Annotated in this window: 15 protein-coding genes and 1 riboswitch; of the genes, 8 read left to right on the top strand and 7 right to left on the bottom strand. The window is 32.4% G+C overall.

Translation table 11 applies throughout. The annotated features are described in order from the left end of the window. Window positions 1–40: 40 nt before the first annotated feature. Window positions 41–1,309, top strand: a complete 1,269-nt coding sequence (locus KM029_RS01965) for a lysophospholipid acyltransferase family protein (RefSeq protein WP_144075111.1) — start codon at window positions 41–43, stop codon at window positions 1,307–1,309. A gap of 90 nt (window positions 1,310–1,399) precedes the next feature. After that, a complete protein-coding gene (locus KM029_RS01960; protein ID WP_144075110.1) occupies window positions 1,400–1,996 on the top strand; it encodes a hypothetical protein in 597 nt (198 codons plus the stop codon). Between the two features lie 60 nt (window positions 1,997–2,056). Here the strand turns inward: KM029_RS01960 and KM029_RS01955 are convergent, their stop codons facing one another. The 3 genes from KM029_RS01955 to KM029_RS01945 all read right to left on the bottom strand — a co-directional run bounded on the left by KM029_RS01955 (window position 2,057) and on the right by KM029_RS01945 (window position 6,019). Continuing rightward, window positions 2,057–2,947, bottom strand: a complete 891-nt coding sequence (locus tag KM029_RS01955) for a 3-hydroxyacyl-CoA dehydrogenase family protein (RefSeq protein WP_144075109.1) — start codon at window positions 2,945–2,947, stop codon at window positions 2,057–2,059. A gap of 188 nt (window positions 2,948–3,135) precedes the next feature. After that, entirely contained in the window at window positions 3,136–4,890 is a 1,755-nt protein-coding gene (gene lysS / locus KM029_RS01950) for a lysine--tRNA ligase (RefSeq protein WP_144075108.1), read from the bottom strand. 241 nt (window positions 4,891–5,131) lie between these two features. Beyond that, a complete protein-coding gene (locus KM029_RS01945) occupies window positions 5,132–6,019 on the bottom strand; it encodes a bile acid:sodium symporter family protein (RefSeq protein WP_144075107.1) in 888 nt (295 codons plus the stop codon). A gap of 266 nt (window positions 6,020–6,285) precedes the next feature. On the opposite strand from KM029_RS01945, the gene KM029_RS01940 reads away from it, so the two are divergent. Further along, window positions 6,286–6,669 carry a hypothetical protein gene (locus KM029_RS01940; RefSeq protein WP_144075106.1) on the top strand — a complete coding sequence of 128 codons (384 nt, stop codon included), beginning with the start codon at window positions 6,286–6,288 and terminating at the stop codon, window positions 6,667–6,669. 77 nt (window positions 6,670–6,746) lie between these two features. Here KM029_RS01940 and KM029_RS01935 read toward each other — a convergent pair whose 3' ends face one another. From KM029_RS01935 to KM029_RS01930, 3 genes are read right to left on the bottom strand one after another with little or no spacing between them, the layout of a single operon-like run. Beyond that, on the bottom strand, window positions 6,747–7,121 hold the full coding sequence (locus tag KM029_RS01935) for a PH domain-containing protein (protein WP_144075105.1): 375 nt from the start codon (window positions 7,119–7,121) through the stop codon (window positions 6,747–6,749). 54 nt (window positions 7,122–7,175) lie between these two features. Continuing rightward, entirely contained in the window at window positions 7,176–7,298 is a 123-nt protein-coding gene (locus KM029_RS26995) for a hypothetical protein (RefSeq protein WP_262712698.1), read from the bottom strand. Next, complete coding sequence (locus KM029_RS01930; RefSeq protein ID WP_158631127.1) at window positions 7,298–8,428, bottom strand: hypothetical protein; 1,131 nt, start codon at window positions 8,426–8,428, stop codon at window positions 7,298–7,300. Before KM029_RS01930 ends, KM029_RS26995 begins: the two co-directional genes overlap by 1 nt. A 203-nt stretch (window positions 8,429–8,631) precedes the next feature. Between KM029_RS01930 and KM029_RS01925 the strand changes: the two genes are divergently transcribed. The 4 genes from KM029_RS01925 to KM029_RS01910 all read left to right on the top strand — a co-directional run bounded on the left by KM029_RS01925 (window position 8,632) and on the right by KM029_RS01910 (window position 13,969). Continuing rightward, window positions 8,632–9,495: an N-acetylmuramoyl-L-alanine amidase-like domain-containing protein gene (locus tag KM029_RS01925; RefSeq protein ID WP_205125457.1), complete on the top strand. Its 864-nt coding sequence runs from the start codon at window positions 8,632–8,634 to the stop codon at window positions 9,493–9,495. 145 nt (window positions 9,496–9,640) lie between these two features. Next, window positions 9,641–9,767: riboswitch (cobalamin riboswitch) on the top strand. Window positions 9,768–9,808: 41 nt separating this feature from the next. Continuing rightward, the gene (locus KM029_RS01920) at window positions 9,809–10,978 is read left to right on the top strand and encodes an ABC transporter substrate-binding protein (protein WP_144075103.1); all 1,170 of its coding nucleotides are present in this window, start codon (window positions 9,809–9,811) and stop codon (window positions 10,976–10,978) included. A gap of 5 nt (window positions 10,979–10,983) precedes the next feature. Next, the gene (locus KM029_RS01915) at window positions 10,984–12,852 is read left to right on the top strand and encodes a TonB-dependent receptor plug domain-containing protein (RefSeq protein WP_144075102.1); all 1,869 of its coding nucleotides are present in this window, start codon (window positions 10,984–10,986) and stop codon (window positions 12,850–12,852) included. 22 nt (window positions 12,853–12,874) lie between these two features. Beyond that, window positions 12,875–13,969, top strand: coding sequence for a YncE family protein (locus KM029_RS01910; protein ID WP_144075101.1), 1,095 nt, complete (start codon window positions 12,875–12,877; stop codon window positions 13,967–13,969). Window positions 13,970–14,058: 89 nt separating this feature from the next. On the opposite strand, the gene pafA is transcribed toward KM029_RS01910, so the two are convergent. Continuing rightward, window positions 14,059–15,714, bottom strand: a complete 1,656-nt coding sequence (gene pafA, locus KM029_RS01905; RefSeq protein ID WP_144075100.1) for an alkaline phosphatase PafA — start codon at window positions 15,712–15,714, stop codon at window positions 14,059–14,061. A gap of 212 nt (window positions 15,715–15,926) precedes the next feature. On the opposite strand from pafA, the gene KM029_RS01900 reads away from it, so the two are divergent. Beyond that, complete coding sequence (locus KM029_RS01900; RefSeq protein WP_144075099.1) at window positions 15,927–17,639, top strand: SGNH/GDSL hydrolase family protein; 1,713 nt, start codon at window positions 15,927–15,929, stop codon at window positions 17,637–17,639. The last annotated feature ends 86 nt before the right edge of the window (window positions 17,640–17,725 follow it).

Here is a 17,725-nt window from a genome sequence, read left to right as displayed (position 1 = left end):
GATCAACGACTAATTTACAGTACATTTATCACCTACAACAATGACCTCAAATCCAAAAGAATTGCAAGAAATAATTAAAGACCAAAAAACTAGTAGTACACCTGATATTACTAATAGTAGTCAGTTAATTACTGCTGATGCTCCTAAAGAAATTAAGGAGAATGCACATATACTTGATGATTATTTTGACGCCGGATATGCTTATAGTATCACTAAACTGATTCTAAATCATATAAACGATGGTTATTTCCGTGTTAAATTTGTTGGTTTTGATAAAGTTCCTGAAAGAAATAATCCCGATAGACCTTTAATATATGCGAGTAACCATTCTGGAATGGCTTTCCCATGGGATGCTATTTCGTTTGTTTCAGGCCTATTCGAAAAAAATAACTTTGACATGAAGAAAAGTGTAAGAGCTATTACTGCTCCTGCCTTATCTCGAAGTCAATTTATGAATCCTTTCCTAATTCAAAACTTTTGGAAAAAATTAGGAGCAATTGATGCTACTTGGTTAAACTATGAAACTGCCATGCATTACAATGGCTCTAATATTCTAGTTTACCCAGAAGGTGTTCCTGGTATTGGAAAAGGATTTAATAATAAATATACATTACAACGCTTAGCGACCTCAACGCTAAGAATGAGTATAAAATACAAAACAGATATTGTTCCTTTTGCTACTGTTAATGGAGAGTTTATTAACCCTTTTAGTTACAGTGCTTCATTATTGAATGATTTTGTACAGAAATTAGGCATACCTTTTTTACCTATTGGATTTATGTCTCTATTAATACCAATTCAGCCTTGGTTATTTTATTTTGCTTTTCCTGCCAATCTTACTTTTGTTAGAGGTAAAAGAATTAGCCCTTATAAAATGATTGGAGAAAGAGAAATAGAAGATATCTCTGAGGAAGAAATTTTAGCATTAAGTGAAGAAATTCATGATCAAATGCAAGATGAATTAAACAAAGCTGTAAAACTTTATGGCCGTAAGCCGTATGACTTTTGGGATTTACTTTCTGTTAGTATAAAAAACGTTCAACGTTCTTTCAAATTCTTTCCAGCTTTATGGCCTATTATTTTTACAAAACATAAAAATGATTTTAAGCACTTGAAGGAGAATGTAAATAATGGCAATTATCCTTTAAATGCTCAAGAACAGTTAGAAATTGTTCAACCAATAGTAGACAAACAAAAAGATTTAGATGTGTCGGTTTCATCTGTAGTAGATACTATTGTAGAAAATCCAGAAATTTTGTTATTCTACACTCCTGTTGCAGGTTTACTACATTTATTTACATCTAAATAAATAAAAAATATATCTTTATCAGCATTTGGATTTGATTTCAAATGCTGTTTTTGTTTATTCATGTCAGAATTAAAACAATAAAATATTAAAATGAATAAAGGTCTCATTATTATCTCTAGTATTCTTATCACAATTGCTGCAATTGGAGGGTTCTTTTACTTATCAAAAAAGAATGATCCAGAGATGACATTCATTAAAATAAAATCTTCTATAGATAATAAAGATTTAGCCGCCTTTAATCAATTAATAGATGTTGATCAGGTTTTAAATAGTGTAATTGATCAATATATTGATTATTCTACAAAGGCAAATAATGGAGAGTTAGATATATCAACAGGACTTATTGCATTTATGCGCCCTTCTATTATATCTATCATTAAGGAACAAATTGAAACTAGTATTAGTCAAGGGCAAATTAATATTCCAAAAACTGTAGATGGATTAAGCACAGAAGTACTAGGGTTATTGACATTAGCTCATGGAGATGGTGCTAATTTTAAAGGTATAAAAGATCAAAAAATAGAAGGAACTCAAGCCGAACTTACTTTACAAATTCAATTAGATGGATCTGATAGAGTTGATGATTTGATTGTAAAGTTTAGGCAAAAAGGTGATATCTGGCAAATATATGATGTCAAAAATTTAGCTTCTCTTGTAGAAAGTTATGTAGCTGTAAATGGCAAATAAGTTGAAATAAATTAAATATAAAACGCTAGTAAGATTCAGTTCTTACTAGCGTTTTATTGTTTATAAGAAACGCTTACTAACTACTAGCGATTTGTTATTTCCTTTTTCCCAATCGTAAAAACCTTCACCAGATTTCACTCCTAAAATACCTGCCTGAACCATATTTACAAGCAGTGGACTTGGAGCATATTTAGTATCCCCTAACCCTTCTTGAAGCACATTCATAATTGACATGCAAACATCTAAACCAATAAAATCTGCTAACTGAAGTGGCCCCATAGGATGAGCCATTCCTAGTTTCATAATAGTATCTATCTCTTCTACTCCAGCTACTCCGTTTTGTAATGAAATAATTGCCTCATTTATCATTGGCATTAAAATTCTATTGGCTACAAAACCAGCATAATCATTTGCAGGCACAGGTACTTTACCTATTTGCTTAGCTATTTCTATCACTGCATTTGTTGTTTCATCATCAGTTAAATACCCTTTGATTACTTCTACCAACTTCATTACTGGAACAGGATTCATGAAATGCATACCTATTACTTTCTCTGGGCGTTTTGTTGCTGCTCCAATTTTAGTAATTGATATAGAAGAAGTATTTGAAGCTAAAATTGCTTCTGGCTTTGCTAATTCGTCAAGTTGTTTAAAGATTTTCAGCTTTAAATCTACATTTTCTGTTGCCGCCTCAACAATTAAATCTGCATTTTTAATTCCTTCTTCAACCTCAGTAAAAGTTGTAAGGTTATTTATTGTATTTGCTTTTGTCTCTTCAGAAATTTTCTCCTTAGATATTAAGCGGTCTAGGTTTTTAGTGATGGTGGCCATTGCTCTATCCAAAGCAGAAACATTAATATCTATAAGAGATACCTTAAAACCACTTTGAGCAAAAACGTGAGCAATACCATTGCCCATTGTGCCAGAGCCAATAACTGAAATGTTTTTCATTTTAATAATGTGTTTATTGGTGATTGAAATTTGTTGTGTAATATATTGATTGGTATCTACAAATAAAGAAAATTTTAATCAAAGTGAATAATCTATCACTTATTATTTTTGCAAGAAAATTAAATCAAAAAAAAGCCTTATCAAAGATTTAACTCTCTGATAAGGCTTTTATATAATTTAAAGCTAAACTATGCGTTTTGCTCTGCTGCTTTCGCTATCCATCCTTCTACAACATCTTTTGATGGGTTAGGGATTTGTTTTAATTTCAGTTTCTTTTTCATTCCAATGAAATCATTCATCAACTTACCAGATGTTTTATCTGCTAAATCAGAAGTCATGTAGAAACCAAGTTTATGCATCACTTGAATTAAGTCTTCACCTACGCCAATTTCTGCCCATTGTGCTTCTGAAGAAGCTTCTGGCCATTTCTCTGGGCGCATTTGAGGGAAGAATAATACTTCTTGGATTGATGCATTGTTAGTTAATAACATCACAAGACGATCAATACCAATACCTAAACCAGATGTTGGAGGCATACCATATTCTAATGCACGTAAGAAGTCTTGGTCAATAAACATTGCCTCGTCATCTCCTGCGTCCATTAATTTCATTTGCTCCTCAAAACGTTCACGTTGGTCAACAGGGTCATTAAGCTCAGAATATGCATTCGCAACTTCCTTACCGTTTACCATTAACTCAAAACGTTCTGTTAATTCAGGATTATCTCTATGACGTTTACATAAAGGAGACATCTCAACAGGATAATCTGTAATGAAAGTTGGTTGGATATAGTTACCCTCACATTTTTCACCAAAGATTTCGTCAATCAATTTACCTTTACCCATTGTTTCATCATGAGGAATTCCTAACTCATCACAAATAGCTTTTAATTCTTCAACGTTTTTACCGTTAATATCTTTACCTGTGTTTTCTAAAATAGCATCTGCCATTGTTACACGACGGTAAGGAGCTTTGAATGAGATTTCCTTATTACCAACAGTTACTTCAGAAGAACCATTTGCTGCATTAGCAACGTGCTCTAAACACTGCTCAGTAAATTCCATCATCCAGTTGTAATCTTTGTACGCTACATAGATTTCAACTGCAGTAAATTCTGGGTTATGTGTTCTATCCATACCTTCATTTCTGAAGTTACGAGAGAATTCATATACACCATCAAAACCACCTACGATTAAACGTTTTAAGTATAATTCGTTGGCAATTCTTAAATATAAAGGAGTATCTAAAGCATTGTGGTGTGTAATAAACGGACTTGCTGCTGCTCCACCAGGAATGCCTTGTAATACCGGAGTATCTACTTCTAAATGTCCGTGATCGTTAAAGAAGTTACGCATTGCGTTCATGATTTTCGTTCTTTTCATGAACGTTTCCTTCACGCCTTTGTTTACCACTAAATCAACATAACGCTGACGGTAACGTAATTCAGGATCAGTAAATGCATCATGTACAGTTTCTTTTCCATCTTCATCTTTCGTTACTTTTACAGCAGGAAGTGGTTTTAATGCTTTAGAAAGCACTTTTAACTTCTTTGCATGGATTGAAATTTCACCTACTTGTGTAGTGAAAACAAACCCTTCGATACCAATAAAATCACCTCTATCAAGTAATTTCTTGAATACCGTATTATATAAAGTTTTATCTTCTCCTGGACAGATATCGTCTCTAGAGATATATACTTGAATTCGTCCTGTAGCGTCTTGTAGCTCAATAAAAGCTGCCTTACCCATTGCACGAACACTCATCAAACGACCTGCTATAGATACAGTTCCATAATCGTTTGGACGGCGTTCGAAATTCTTAAGAATATCTGCTGCCGATACATTTACATCAAACTTTTCGGCTGGATATGGATCAATACCAAGATCCATTAACTGTTGTCTCTTTTCTCTTCGGAGTACTTCTTGTTCGCTAAGAATTTGCATTGCTGAATTATTTATTCATTAAGCAGTAAAACATCAATACTAATACCCATTAGCTGATTAATTTGTAATACTGCACAATTTCAATCAGCGAAAATAATAGATTTAATTGAAACTATAATGCAAAAGCAGAAATTCGTTTCTATCATTTACTATTAATAGGAAAAATAGTCTAAAATTCTCTTCCTATAAACAAAAAAAGCAACACTTTACGTATTGCTTTCCTTGTAATAGTACATCTTTTCTAATTCATAAGTTCAACGGAATCAGAAGATGAATTTTCAGTTTTTTTATTAAATAGGAATATTAATATACCAGATGTAAAAAACATTATTAAGCTATAAACACCAGCTGCTATGGATAGGTCTACCCTGCCCATAATACCTACAGCAATTGTTATTGCCATTGTTCCGTTTTGAATACCAGTTTCTATTGCAATAGATTTAGATTGAGCAACGTTTAAACTAAATAATCTTGCTGCCAAAAATCCCAGAATCATTGTAATACCATTTAACAATAGTGCTGCTGATCCTGCTTGAGTAAAATATTCTACAACATTGTTTCTTTCTTTAACAACTATACCTACAATCATTACAATTAATATAGTTGCCGATGAAATTTTTGTTGGTTTAGCCATTTTATCTGCAAACTTAGGAAAGTAACGTCTGATTAGCATACCTAGAATAATTGGAACGATACTCACAATCAATATTTTTTTTATTGTATCAGGAATATCCAATAAAATTTCTGTTTCTGAACTATAGAAAACTGATGATCCTAGGTTAATAATAAACGGAATTGTTATAATTGTCAGAAAGCTACTCACTGCTGTTAAAGTTACAGATAAAGCAGTATCACCTTTGGCCAAATGCGTGATTAAATTCGATGTTGGACCACCAGGACATGCTGATAAAATAACAAGTCCTAAAGCAATAAAAGGTGGTAATATTAATGCATATGAAATTCCGAAAGCCACTAATGGTAATACTACAATTTGAAGAACAAGTCCTAATATGACTGCTTTTGGTTTCTGAAAAATTCTTTTAAAATCGTCTGTCACTAGAGATAAACCCATGCCTAACATTATAACAGCAAGTGCTAACCCTAATAGTAGTGTACTAGTTTGATTCATAGTAGTTGGTTGAATGAGAAATATTAAATTCTATGTTTTAAAGATCCGTTTTATAGAGCACCTATACTTGTTTAACTTTATAGGCTTTAGATATTTAAACAAGGGTGCAATTTATTAAGGTTTAAATCACAATCCAAATCAACTTATTATTTTACACCTTGGTGTAATTATACTTCCAATAAAATTAAATTACTGCAACTTTCGTTGAACATTAAACGTTTAGAAAATTAGAAACAGGATTAACGATTTATAAAATACCAAAAATTATGACAATCAGTTTGCTGCAATATATATCAGACTTAAAGAATGAGATTAAATCATGGGATAATGAATTAACTTATTATATAAATGAAATCACGTTATTAAACGATAGAATTAATAGTTATTTGAGTAGAAGTATCGATGAATTTGATTTTAAAAAATTAGAAAAATTTAAAGCAAGCAATACCATTTTACTTGGTAGAGCAAAAAGTTTATTTTATGAAATTGAAGGCTTTAATGACACATTAATTTTGAAAAAAAATGACAAAAAAGTTTCTACTGAATCTTTTGATCAATATCAGTTTTTCAAAGAAAAATTAGATGATTTTGCAAATGATTTTATGTGTATAAAAGACCAAACAGTTAGATTTACAATATCTTCACTTTAAGCAAAAAGATATAAATTAGAAAGCCTTACTTGTATTATATAACAAGTAAGACTTTCATTCTTTATAAGGTTTTAATCTTATAAAACTCCTTCAGAGAGTAATTGATATACTTCTTTAATATCGGTATCGCTACCAAACTTTGTTTCTAAAGGTTCAGGCATTCCTTTAACCCATAATTTAAGTTCAGCATCTGCATCAAAAGTTCCTTTCGTTTCCATAGAGAAAAGCTCGATACTTTTAAAAGGGATTGTCAACAATTCAGACTTCTTACCAGTAATTCCTTGTTTATCTACCATTACTAATCTTTTATTGGTAAATATCCATTGGTCTCTTACTAACTTAAAACCTTTTACAAATTGCTCATCGCTTGCCAAGATAAACCCTAAGTCTTCTTGAACTTTTTCGATATCTGCACTAGATACATTGCCCATCAGGCTATCAAATAATCCCATTTTTAGTATGTTCTTTTGTTTACTTTATATTGTTATTATCTAAAATTAGAAAAATTAATCAATAATTGAAACGATAAGTACACCAATAATTAAAGCTACTATCATGGTTAGATACATTAATAGATCTACCCTCATGTAGGATTTATATTTTTGATAAAAGGCAGTTAACTTTTTCATTATTCTTCTTCAACATAGTTATAAGAAGGTTGTTCTACCTTTTTAGGTTCTGATTTTTGTTCTTCTTTCTCAATATCGTCTTTAATATTAAGTCTTTCCTTTCTTAGTTTTTCATCCTTAGCTTTCTTTTCTGCACAAGTACCCGCATACCAATGTCCTACTCCAGCTTTAAATGCTTTGTATGGATTTTCATATTCTTGTTCATCGCAACCACAAACAGCATCTTTAGAAAAATCGAAAGCTACTTTTCTATCTTCACCATCTTTAATCATACAATCCAATGAACGAAGAATCTTAATATCGTTTTGAGCTAACGGCAATGTCGTTTTCATTGTTCTAGTACACTTATTCGGGAAGTAAAGAGTTTTATCAAAAACATAAGGTTGTGCATAAACCAAATACTCATCACCTTCAAAGTAGACAAAATCACAAGAAGAATATTCTGCTCTTAAATATACTTTTCTACCTGGGTATAAAGACCCTTTCCAATACTCAGAAACAATCATTCCTACTCTATCATAGCCAGAATCTGTTGTTTCTACTTCAAATACTTTACCTATAAATACTGCTTCAGATTCTACATAAGATTCTTCCACAGAAATACTTTCTCTTGCGCATTCATCACATGGAATATATTTATCATCTGCCCATTGGCCTTGTTCTGTATCACCATTCATGTAAAGCATTATACCCTTTCCGTTACGCTTTCCATTCTTCCACATCCCAATATATTGTGCTCCATTATTATACCAATGGGTTCCTTCACCATTCACTTGGTTATTTATCCAAAGGCCTTCATGTCGCTCCCCTGTATTTGTTACTAATACTCCACGCCCGTTCATCTTTCCATCAAGAAAACCTCCTTGGTAAACATCTCCGTTTACCCAATGGTACACTCCCATTCCAAAAGGTGTTCCTTTAGAAAAGTTACCTTCATATTTATTTCCATTAGCAAAGAGTAATAACCCTTTTCCATCCATTAGATCATTTCTCCATTTACCACGATACACAGTACCATCTTCCCATGTATAAGTACCAGAACCATGACGTTTTCCATCGCCATTGTATTGACCTACATAAGAATCCTTTTCTGGATGCTCACTAATTTGTGCAGAAGTTTGTGTTGCCATTGAGGCAATAATTATCAAAATTAATAACCAAGAATATCTAAACATTCTTATTTGATTTTTATAAGTTAATCTAAAGAGGTAATTTGTTTTTATTCGATTAATTTGAAGTTTAATATGAGAATCAATCTCGTTTGTTCAGTTAATCATTTACAAAAATGAAAGACCTCTGTTCTTTCATTATGCAAAATTGCTAAAAAATAAATATGTTGAAGCTTATCTTATCATTATTTCCGTTATTATTTATTACTTTTTCTCTACAAGCTCAATTTATTTGCTCTAATCCAAGTAAAATTGCTTTAGATGCAAAAATCAAAGAGCTAAATAAGCTTCCGTTAGAAGACATTACAAATAACGAAAAGCTAACTTTAATAGGAAATACTTTTTTAGGACAGCCTTATTTAGAAAAGACACTTGAAGTTGGTGAAAAGGAACAATTAGTTATCAATTTTATTGGTTTTGATTGTACAACCTATGTAGAGTCTGTATTGGCTCTCACTATTTTATATAGTGATACATCTTTCGAATCTGTCAGAACTATCAATCACTATGCTTCTATACTAGAAAGAATTCGATATCGTAACGGCGTAATTGATGGGTATACCTCTAGATTACATTATTTTACTGAGTGGGTACGCGATAACGCTAAGAAAGGCATAATAAAAGACGTTACCGTTGAGATTGGTGGAACTGAATATTCGAAAGAAATCAATTTTATGAGTACTCACCTATCGGCTTATAAACAATTGGATAATAATAAAAATGCAGTTGAAAAAATAAAACATATTGAAGCTGAAATCAATAAAAAGAAGCTAAGTCAAATTTATATTAAAGACATTGAAAGCGTTGACAGTAAAATAAAATCTGGAGATATCATATCATTAGTAACCAAAATTAAAGGACTTGACGTTACTCATGTTGGTATTGCTGTAAGAGAGGCAGATGGTAAAATCCATTTAATGCATGATTCCCAATCAAAAGGTAAAGTAGTTATTACAGACAAGCCTTTATACGAATGGCTTAAAAACAGCAAAATTAATACTGGAATCACTGTTGCACGTATCAATTAATACTTGTAGCATAACACTATTGATGAAGTATTTTTACTATAAAGTGTTTTATAATATTTTCATATGATCAACATCACTGATAAATAAGGCTTATAAATATTTGATTGTTGAAAATCTTCAATCATATTTGCACTCAAGATTCTGGAGGGAATTTGGTGAAAATCCAAAACAGTCCCCGCTACTGTAATTTTATCTATTATTAATAATAGAATGATGTATTAACCACTGAAGTAATTTGGGAAGGGCATCTTAATAAAAAAGTCAGGATATCTTCAAAATCTGTAAAATAATCTTCGGGTGCAAAGTCATTGATATGTCAGTTAAACAAACTTTACAGTTAGTTGGGTGCTTACTCCTATTTATAGGTTGCAATTCTTCTACTACTAATACTAAACAATCTGATACTTTAGAAAACACTGTAAAAATTACAGGAGAACAAGCTAAAGTTAGTTATGCAAAAACTTTTAATTTAGAGTATCGCGATAACTTTAAATTACTACATTTAAACAACCCCTTCTCTAAAGATAATAGTGAAATTCAAACCATTGTACTTTTACCTAAAGGAAACACAGTTCCAAAGGGTTTTGAAAATAATACTATTGTCCGTATTCCAATAAAAAGAATTATTACAACAACAACTGCTCAAACTTCTATGTTAGAAGAGTTAGGCAGTATTGATGTTATAAAAGGCTATACATCTAAAGACTATATGTACAGTCAGGCTATTGTAGACAAAATGAATGATGGTAGCATTATTACAGTTGGGTATGATATTAATGACAATGCTGAAAAAATTATTGGAGCAGCTGCAGACCTTGTTATGATTGTAGGAAGTAGTTCTAGCTCATCTTCTTCTTTCCCCGTATTAAATGCTTCTAAAATTCCTGTAATATCAAATACTGATTGGCAAGAAAACAGTATGCTTGGAAGAGCTGAATGGATTAAGGTTTTTGGTGCACTTTTGAATAAAGAAAAAAGTGCAAATACCATTTTTGATAATGTTGTCAAAAAATACGATACATTACTTTCGTTAGCCAAAACTGCTAAAACTAAACCCAAAGTAATTACTGGCTTACCTTATAAAGGCATGTGGTCTGTACCTGGAGGTCAATCTTATTTAGCTCAAGCCTTAAAAGAAGTACACGCTAATTACCCATGGAAGGAAACACAAGAAACGGGTAGTATTCAATTAGATTTAGAAGGTGTTTATGCTAAAGGCAAAGATGCTAACTTCTGGATAAACCCTGGTCAGGTTAAATCTATAGAGGAATTAAAAAACTTAGATAATAGGTATACAAAATTTAAAGCTTTCTCTACAGGTAAAATATACAACCATAATAAAAGAATTCGCAATAGTACTGCTAATGATTATTGGGGAACGGGTATTATCCACCCTGAATTAATTGTGGCAGATCTGATAAAGATTTTCCATCCTGAGCTACTTCCTGAACACAAGCTATTCTTTTATAAGCAACTAAAATAATAAGAATGAAATATTTATTAGTCGTTCTATTTTCTGTTACTACTTTTTCTGTTTTAGGTCAAGAGTTTAAGTTTCCAGATAGAGAACTTGAAACTGTAGAAATACATTCTCAACCTCTAAAATATTATACTCAAGGATCCTACATCCAATCCTTTGATAGTGCTGCATTACAACTTGAAAGTACAGGTTCTCTTGCCACTCTACTAAGAAATAAAGCATCTGTATATATTAGAGAACAAGGTGCACCAGGACAGTTGTCTACTATTTCCATTAGAGGGGCTTCCCCTGAGAACACTGCTATAATGTGGAACGGGATAAATCTAAATTCTTTGTCGTTAGGACAATTAGACATGTCATCTGTCAATATTTATTACTTTGATAATATTGATGTGAACTATGGAAGTGGAAGTGCTCAATATGGATCTGGAGCTGTAGGAGGTACTATTGTTTTAAATAATGATTTTGATTGGAACAAGAATAATCGTTATGAAGTACAGACTGCTTATGGTAGTTTCGGCCAAGTATTTACTGGCTTTAAAGCTATGTATGGTAATCAAAAATGGTCCAATAAAACTGTTGCTTTATATCAAAAAGCTGATAACAATTTTGAGTTTACCAACACAAGTATTAAAGAAACTACTGAGACAATGAATAATGCCGGCTTTTGGCATGCTGGTGTTCTTCATGAAACTCACTTTAAACCTAATGACAGAGAAGAATGGTCTGCTAAGATATGGTATACAGCCGAAGAAAGAGCTATTCAACCCACAATGGGCAATAATAATAATGCGGCCTCTTACGATTCTATTGAAAGTAGCAATATAAGAGTTGTAGTAGACTACAAATTAAAGAGCGATAAATGGAACCATACTTTTAGAACCTCTTATGTAAATGATAAACAATGGTTTTACAATTCTTTTATTGGAACGCAAAGAATGCAATTAGAGTGGAGAGGTGAGACTTTCCTAAAAGATAACCTTACTCTAACAACAGGCGCAAATGGCATGTATATATGGCCAGATGTTTACGCTTATCCTGATAATACAAATGAAGCAAGAGTTTCCTTTTTTGGAGCACTAAGGTGGGATATCACTAACCGGTTTAATGTTTCTGCTACTTTAAGACAAACCATCGTAACTGGTTATTCTGCCCCATTTACGCCTTCATTTAGTATGGCTTATACAGCTGTTGATACTGAAAGTTCGAACTTAAAACTTAAGACATCTATAGCAAGAAGCTATAGAGTACCGACATTAAACGAGAGGTATTGGGGAGAAAATGCAAATCCTAATATTAGACCGGAAGATGGATATAATTTCGATATCGGTTTTGATTACACAAAAAAGCTAGGTGATTTAGCATTCAACTGGGTATCATCTGCTTTCTATCTAAGAATGTATGATAGGATTCAGTGGATTCCGGCAGACCCAACTTATGCAGAAAATATTGCAAATTCTTTATCCAATGGGGTAGAAACTGCCATAAAAATTAATAATAACCAGAGCTTAAGTTGGCTGGAGTGGCAAGTTGGTAGTAGTTATGCATTTACACATGCTACCGACTTAGAAAAAGACAAACAATTAATCTATGTACCAAGGCATATGTTTAAAGTGTATGGTTCTATCTCTTTTAACAAATGGCTATTTGGCGTCGACTCAAATTATACGGGTTGGAGAACTACCACAGATGATTTTGATACACTTGACCCCTATTGGTTATTAAATTCGAGTGTAAGCAAATATATTCCTATTAAAAAAACAGGGCTTCTTTTATCGCTTAAGGTCAATAACCTTTTGAATAAAGAATACCAAAACTATAAAAATTATCCTATGCCGGGGATAAACTATTCTATTATGGCAAAAATCACTTTTTAGACAGACAAATTTCAAATTCAAGATGAAAAACTTTTACAAATTATCTTCTTTATTATTAGTTCTAATTGGACTATCATTTGCTTCTTGTGAGAAAAACGAAGAGCAACCTTATATTCCAGGGACAGCTGGTTTTTATGTAAATAATTCAGGTAACTTTTCAGAAGGAAATGGCTCTATTACTGGAGTTGTTCAAAATGGAGAAGAATTTACACTATCACAACGTGTATTTAATTCTGCAAATGGTGCTGGTTTAGGTGGTATTACAGAAGGTTTTTACTCAGATGGTATTATTGGTATCATCAGTGTTCAAGCAGCTGATAAAATCGAAATCGTTGATATCAAAACAATGGTAAGAAGATTTGACCCAATTAGTGAGGGTATTCTTACTCCTAGATACACTGCAAAAGAAGGAAACTTTGCCTATACTACTGTTTGGGGCCCTTATGAAGACGATTATTCTTTAAAAAATTCTAAAGTAGTCGTTATAAATACGTCTACAGGTAAACAAGTTGCTGAATTTAATGTTGGTGGCGGACCTGAAGGAATTGTTATCTATAACGGGAAAATTTACGTTGCAATTTCAAATTCTACAAATGTAGAAGTATACAATATGTCATCTTATGCTTTAGAAGCAACAATTGACGTTATGGCTGCTCCTCAACATTTTGTAATTGATAGAGAAAACAACCTATGGGTATCTACTTCTGCTGGTTATTTATTCCCTGCTCCTGCAACTACAGAACTTGGTGTTGCTAAATTAAACACAACTGATAATACTGTTGCCTCTAAAGTACAGTATTCTGGTATTGGTAAAGAAGGTGATATTCAAATTTCTGAGGATGGCTATAGCATTTATGTTCTTGGTTCTGACGATGTCTATCAAAATGCAACAACAGAAGTTGTTAGCTTTGGCATTAATGATACTTCAGTTGATAGTCCTGTTATCTCGGGTAAATACTTTAAAGGTATCGGTGTTAACCCTGCCAATGGTAACATCCATGTTGCAGTTGCTGAAAGTTTCTCTGAATCTGGTTCTTTTAGAATTTATTCTAAAGATGGTGATATGTTATCGGAACAAGCTACAGGTGTTGGTCCATTTCACTTTGTATTTTACTAGAATACTCTCATAGTATAAAACATCTAAGCCTCCTTATCTATCAAAACAACTGATTAATAAGGAGGCTTATTTTTTCAAGCTTAAATTACTTACTTCAAGATCCCTTCTATAGGCTCGTAATAACAAGCTGAAGGAACATTGATTTTTAATAAACTACAGATTGTTGGAGCAATATCAGTAATATATACTTTCTGATCCGTTTCTTTATGAGGAACTTTCCATCCCATCATCATAATGGGCACATGTGTATCGTAACTAAATGCAGTACTATGTCCTGTTCCTTTTGTCTTTCCTTCCTTGAAATAGTTCCCTGCAAATACACCAATTACATCAGGCGAGTTTCTGACATTATAGCTATTACTATACAATGCTTTATACCCTTTATCAAATTCTTGGTTTCTAAGGTCTTCACCTAGTAATACATCCCTAAAACAAGTATATTCTATCATAATATCAGCTACTTTCTTTTCAATAGAATATAAGTCTAGCCCTTTTTGTTTTATTAAAGGTCTATTCAAATAGATTTCTGATACTCCTCCATATAAAATCCATTTACCTTCTCCGAATTCTGCAGATAGACTTTCTTCTACTTTAGAAAGTATTGCTTTTTCGTCATAAAATCCGGAAGGTAATTTTAAATCTTTTAGGTATTGAGGATTATGTGCCCCTCCATGATCCGCAGTTAAGAATACAACAACATTCTCCATACCTACTGAACTATCCAAATACTCAAATAAATTCTTTAGCTCTACATCCATTCTTAAATAAGTATCTTCTACCTCAATAGATGCTGGAGCAAACATGTGTCCTATTTTATCTGTAGATGAATAACTAATTAATAAAGCGTCTGTTACTTTATGCTGACCTAGTTTTTCTTGTTCAATGGCTTTGATTGCGAATTCTGTGGTTAATGTATTTCCATAAGGCGTCTTTTTTACATAACCGTATTTCTCTTCTTTTGCTGATTTCATTATTTTCTTAAGATCATGCGGAAATGTAGGTGATTTTTCACCAGGGAAAAGTTTTTCATACGGATTATCATCAGCAATACTCTCCGTGTACTCATCAATTGGCAGAAGAGTAGTCCATTTCTGAGAAGCAATTTCGTCTACTCGTCTTTTTCCTTTATTTAATAACGCCACCCAGTCAGGTAATTTATTTAAATAAAATGATGTTGTAATCCAATCTCCTGTAACGTCATCTAACCAGTAAGCACCATCTGCTAAATGCCCCGCCGGAAAAATAGCCCCCCTATTTTTCATACTCACAGAAATAATTTTTGATTGCTGGTTTGTCGCTAATTTTAATTCATCTGTCCAAGTTGTACTCATTAACCTACGAGGTGACATTCCTTCGCCTGTAATAGGCGACCCTATCACTTTTTCTGTTACATCTTCAGCACAATACACTTCTTTATTCTCATCTCTACTATAAAATTCGTTGGCAACAATTCCATGGTATGCAGGCGTAGTACCTGTATATATTGAAGCATGCCCAGGCCCTGTCTTAGTTGGAGCATAATTAAAATATCCATTAGAGGTAGAAAAACCATTATGGATCATTCTCTTAAAGCCTCCATCGCTGTACTTCTCCCAATACCTAGAAATATAGTCGTACCGCATCTGGTCAATTACTATCCCTACAACTAGTTTAGGTTTGTCTTCTGTTGTTTGAGCAATCGAGAAATTACTCCACATACTTACTAAAATTAATAATAGATTGAGTCTACTTGATAGTTGTTTCATTCGTTTATTTGTTTTGATTAATGCCACGAAACAATAAAAAAAAATCCACTCTACGCTATCATTTCCTCGAATTCATACAACCTTAAAATTTAGGTAACAAAAAAGAGTAAAAATACGACATATACACTTTTGTCTTATTTTTACCAGCACTTTTCAACCTCTTTTGTTCATCATTTCTTCACCTTTGAGTATCAAAAACAACTATTAATGAAATGAAAACACAGCTACTCTACTATCTTATATTTTCTTTATTTCTCTTTAATTGTACTTCTAATACACTTCCGTTAAACGATGTTATAGAGGAAATTGAAGAAGATATAGATCAACCTTTCTTTCCTGTAAACTTAGAACCTACAATCAAAATTAAAGCTGATCTAAAAGATTCTGTAGCTCAAAGCACCTTTATTTTTGTTCTTGACGCAAATGATGAAGATGGTGAAATAATACGTAAACGGTTACTTATAAATGATAAAGAATTAAGTACAACTGACACAACCGAATGGTTAGCCATTACGGGTAATTATCTGCTTAAAGCTATTGCAGAGGATGACTCTGGAAGTATTGTAATGGATAGTCTTTCTTTTACAGTGGTTGATAAACAAAATAGTATCCCTTCTTTAAATATACTACTTGATGAAACACCTTTATTGGAAGGTAATAGCATAAACATATTCCTTAATGCAAATGATGAAGATGGTACCATTGCTAAAACATCTATTTATATAGACAATACATTAGTTACCTCTTCAACATCTGTAGATTGGATTGCTACATTAGGAAAACATAAAATCAAAGGTATTGTTGAAGATAACCTAGGAAGTAGTATATCTGATAGTTTAGAAATTGAAGTCTTTAAAAAAGAAAACATCATAATTGAAGCAGATAATGATGCTATACTCTATACTGGAAGAATTGATTATAGTAACCCAAAATCTCCTTCATTCTGTTTTCCTGGCATCTCTATTAAAACTGCTTTTACTGGAAATTTTATTAACCTTTTAATAGAAGATTTTGCTAAAGGAGGCAACGTAAATACAAATTATTATCAAGTAATTTTAGATAATGGTGCACAAGAAAAAACACTTGAGGTCAATAGTAATCAAAATAAATATGAGCTTTTCTCTGGTTTATCAAATTCAAAACATACAATAGAAATAATAAAAAGAACTGAATGTATGGTGGGTAAAAGTGCTTTCAATGGTTTCGAAATTGGAGGAAATGCAACCATTCAACAGCCCATCTCAAAAACTAGAAATATTGAATTTATCGGAGATTCTCAAACTTGTGGATATGGTAATGAAGTAAATTACGATAACCCATCTATCAAACCAGGTTTTAATGCAGTTAATGAAAACGCATACAAAGCTTGGGGTGCAATAACAGCTAAAAACCTAAACGCTAACTACCAATGTGTTGCCTATTCTGGAAGAGGAATGTATAGAAATGTAGATGCTTCTACAGAATTGACAATACCAAAAATTTATGATCGCATTTTTGCAAATCAGCCTACACCGATATGGAATACTGATTTATTTACACCAGATATTATTGTTATAAATCTGGGTACAAATGATTACGCTCAAAATGCAAATAACAACATACTTAATGGAAATGATTTTGTGACTACTTATATTAATTTCGTAACTAAAATTAGGGAGCACTACCCTAACACTAAGATTATTTGTGTTAACGGTGTGATGATGAGCGACTACTTTCCTGCCAATCAAAATGTGTGGACTACTATTAAAAGGCAAACTGCTGATGTGGTAAAAAGCTTTAATGATAATAATGATATGGAAGTATATCATTATGCTTTAGCACCTCAAAGCGGCCCTTATGGAGAAGATTGGCATCCTACTTTAGCAACACACCAGCGTATGGCAGAAGATTTAACTTCCTATATCCGAACTATTTCTAGCTGGTAAACTATCCTAAACAGTCTTGATTCACTTCAAGGCTGTTTCTTTTTTTATCAGAAGTCACATTTTTCCACAAAGAACACATAGGTATA

It is taken from the genome of Flammeovirga kamogawensis (genome assembly GCF_018736065.1).
GTDB lineage: Bacteria > Bacteroidota > Bacteroidia > Cytophagales > Flammeovirgaceae > Flammeovirga > Flammeovirga kamogawensis.
This window is presented reverse-complemented; position numbering and strand designations above follow the sequence as displayed.

Bases quoted from the DNA above. Each gene is read 5' to 3' on its own strand.
- lysS (WP_144075108.1), bottom strand. From the start codon at position 4,890: ATGCAAATTCTTAGCGAACAAGAAGTACTCCGAAGAGAAAAGAGACAA.
- KM029_RS01965 (WP_144075111.1), top strand. From the start codon at position 41: ATGACCTCAAATCCAAAAGAATTGCAAGAAATAATTAAAGACCAAAAA.
- KM029_RS01940 (WP_144075106.1), top strand. From the start codon at position 6,286: ATGACAATCAGTTTGCTGCAATATATATCAGACTTAAAGAATGAGATT.
- KM029_RS01960 (WP_144075110.1), top strand. From the start codon at position 1,400: ATGAATAAAGGTCTCATTATTATCTCTAGTATTCTTATCACAATTGCT.
- KM029_RS01920 (WP_144075103.1), top strand. From the start codon at position 9,809: ATGTCAGTTAAACAAACTTTACAGTTAGTTGGGTGCTTACTCCTATTT.
- KM029_RS01925 (WP_205125457.1), top strand. From the start codon at position 8,632: ATGTTGAAGCTTATCTTATCATTATTTCCGTTATTATTTATTACTTTT.
- KM029_RS01945 (WP_144075107.1), bottom strand. From the start codon at position 6,019: ATGAATCAAACTAGTACACTACTATTAGGGTTAGCACTTGCTGTTATA.
- KM029_RS01935 (WP_144075105.1), bottom strand. From the start codon at position 7,121: ATGGGATTATTTGATAGCCTGATGGGCAATGTATCTAGTGCAGATATC.
- pafA (WP_144075100.1), bottom strand. From the start codon at position 15,714: ATGAAACAACTATCAAGTAGACTCAATCTATTATTAATTTTAGTAAGT.
- KM029_RS01915 (WP_144075102.1), top strand. From the start codon at position 10,984: ATGAAATATTTATTAGTCGTTCTATTTTCTGTTACTACTTTTTCTGTT.
- KM029_RS01930 (WP_158631127.1), bottom strand. From the start codon at position 8,428: ATGGCAACACAAACTTCTGCACAAATTAGTGAGCATCCAGAAAAGGAT.
- KM029_RS01955 (WP_144075109.1), bottom strand. From the start codon at position 2,947: ATGAAAAACATTTCAGTTATTGGCTCTGGCACAATGGGCAATGGTATT.
- KM029_RS26995 (WP_262712698.1), bottom strand. From the start codon at position 7,298: ATGAAAAAGTTAACTGCCTTTTATCAAAAATATAAATCCTACATGAGG.
- KM029_RS01900 (WP_144075099.1), top strand. From the start codon at position 15,927: ATGAAAACACAGCTACTCTACTATCTTATATTTTCTTTATTTCTCTTT.
- KM029_RS01910 (WP_144075101.1), top strand. From the start codon at position 12,875: ATGAAAAACTTTTACAAATTATCTTCTTTATTATTAGTTCTAATTGGA.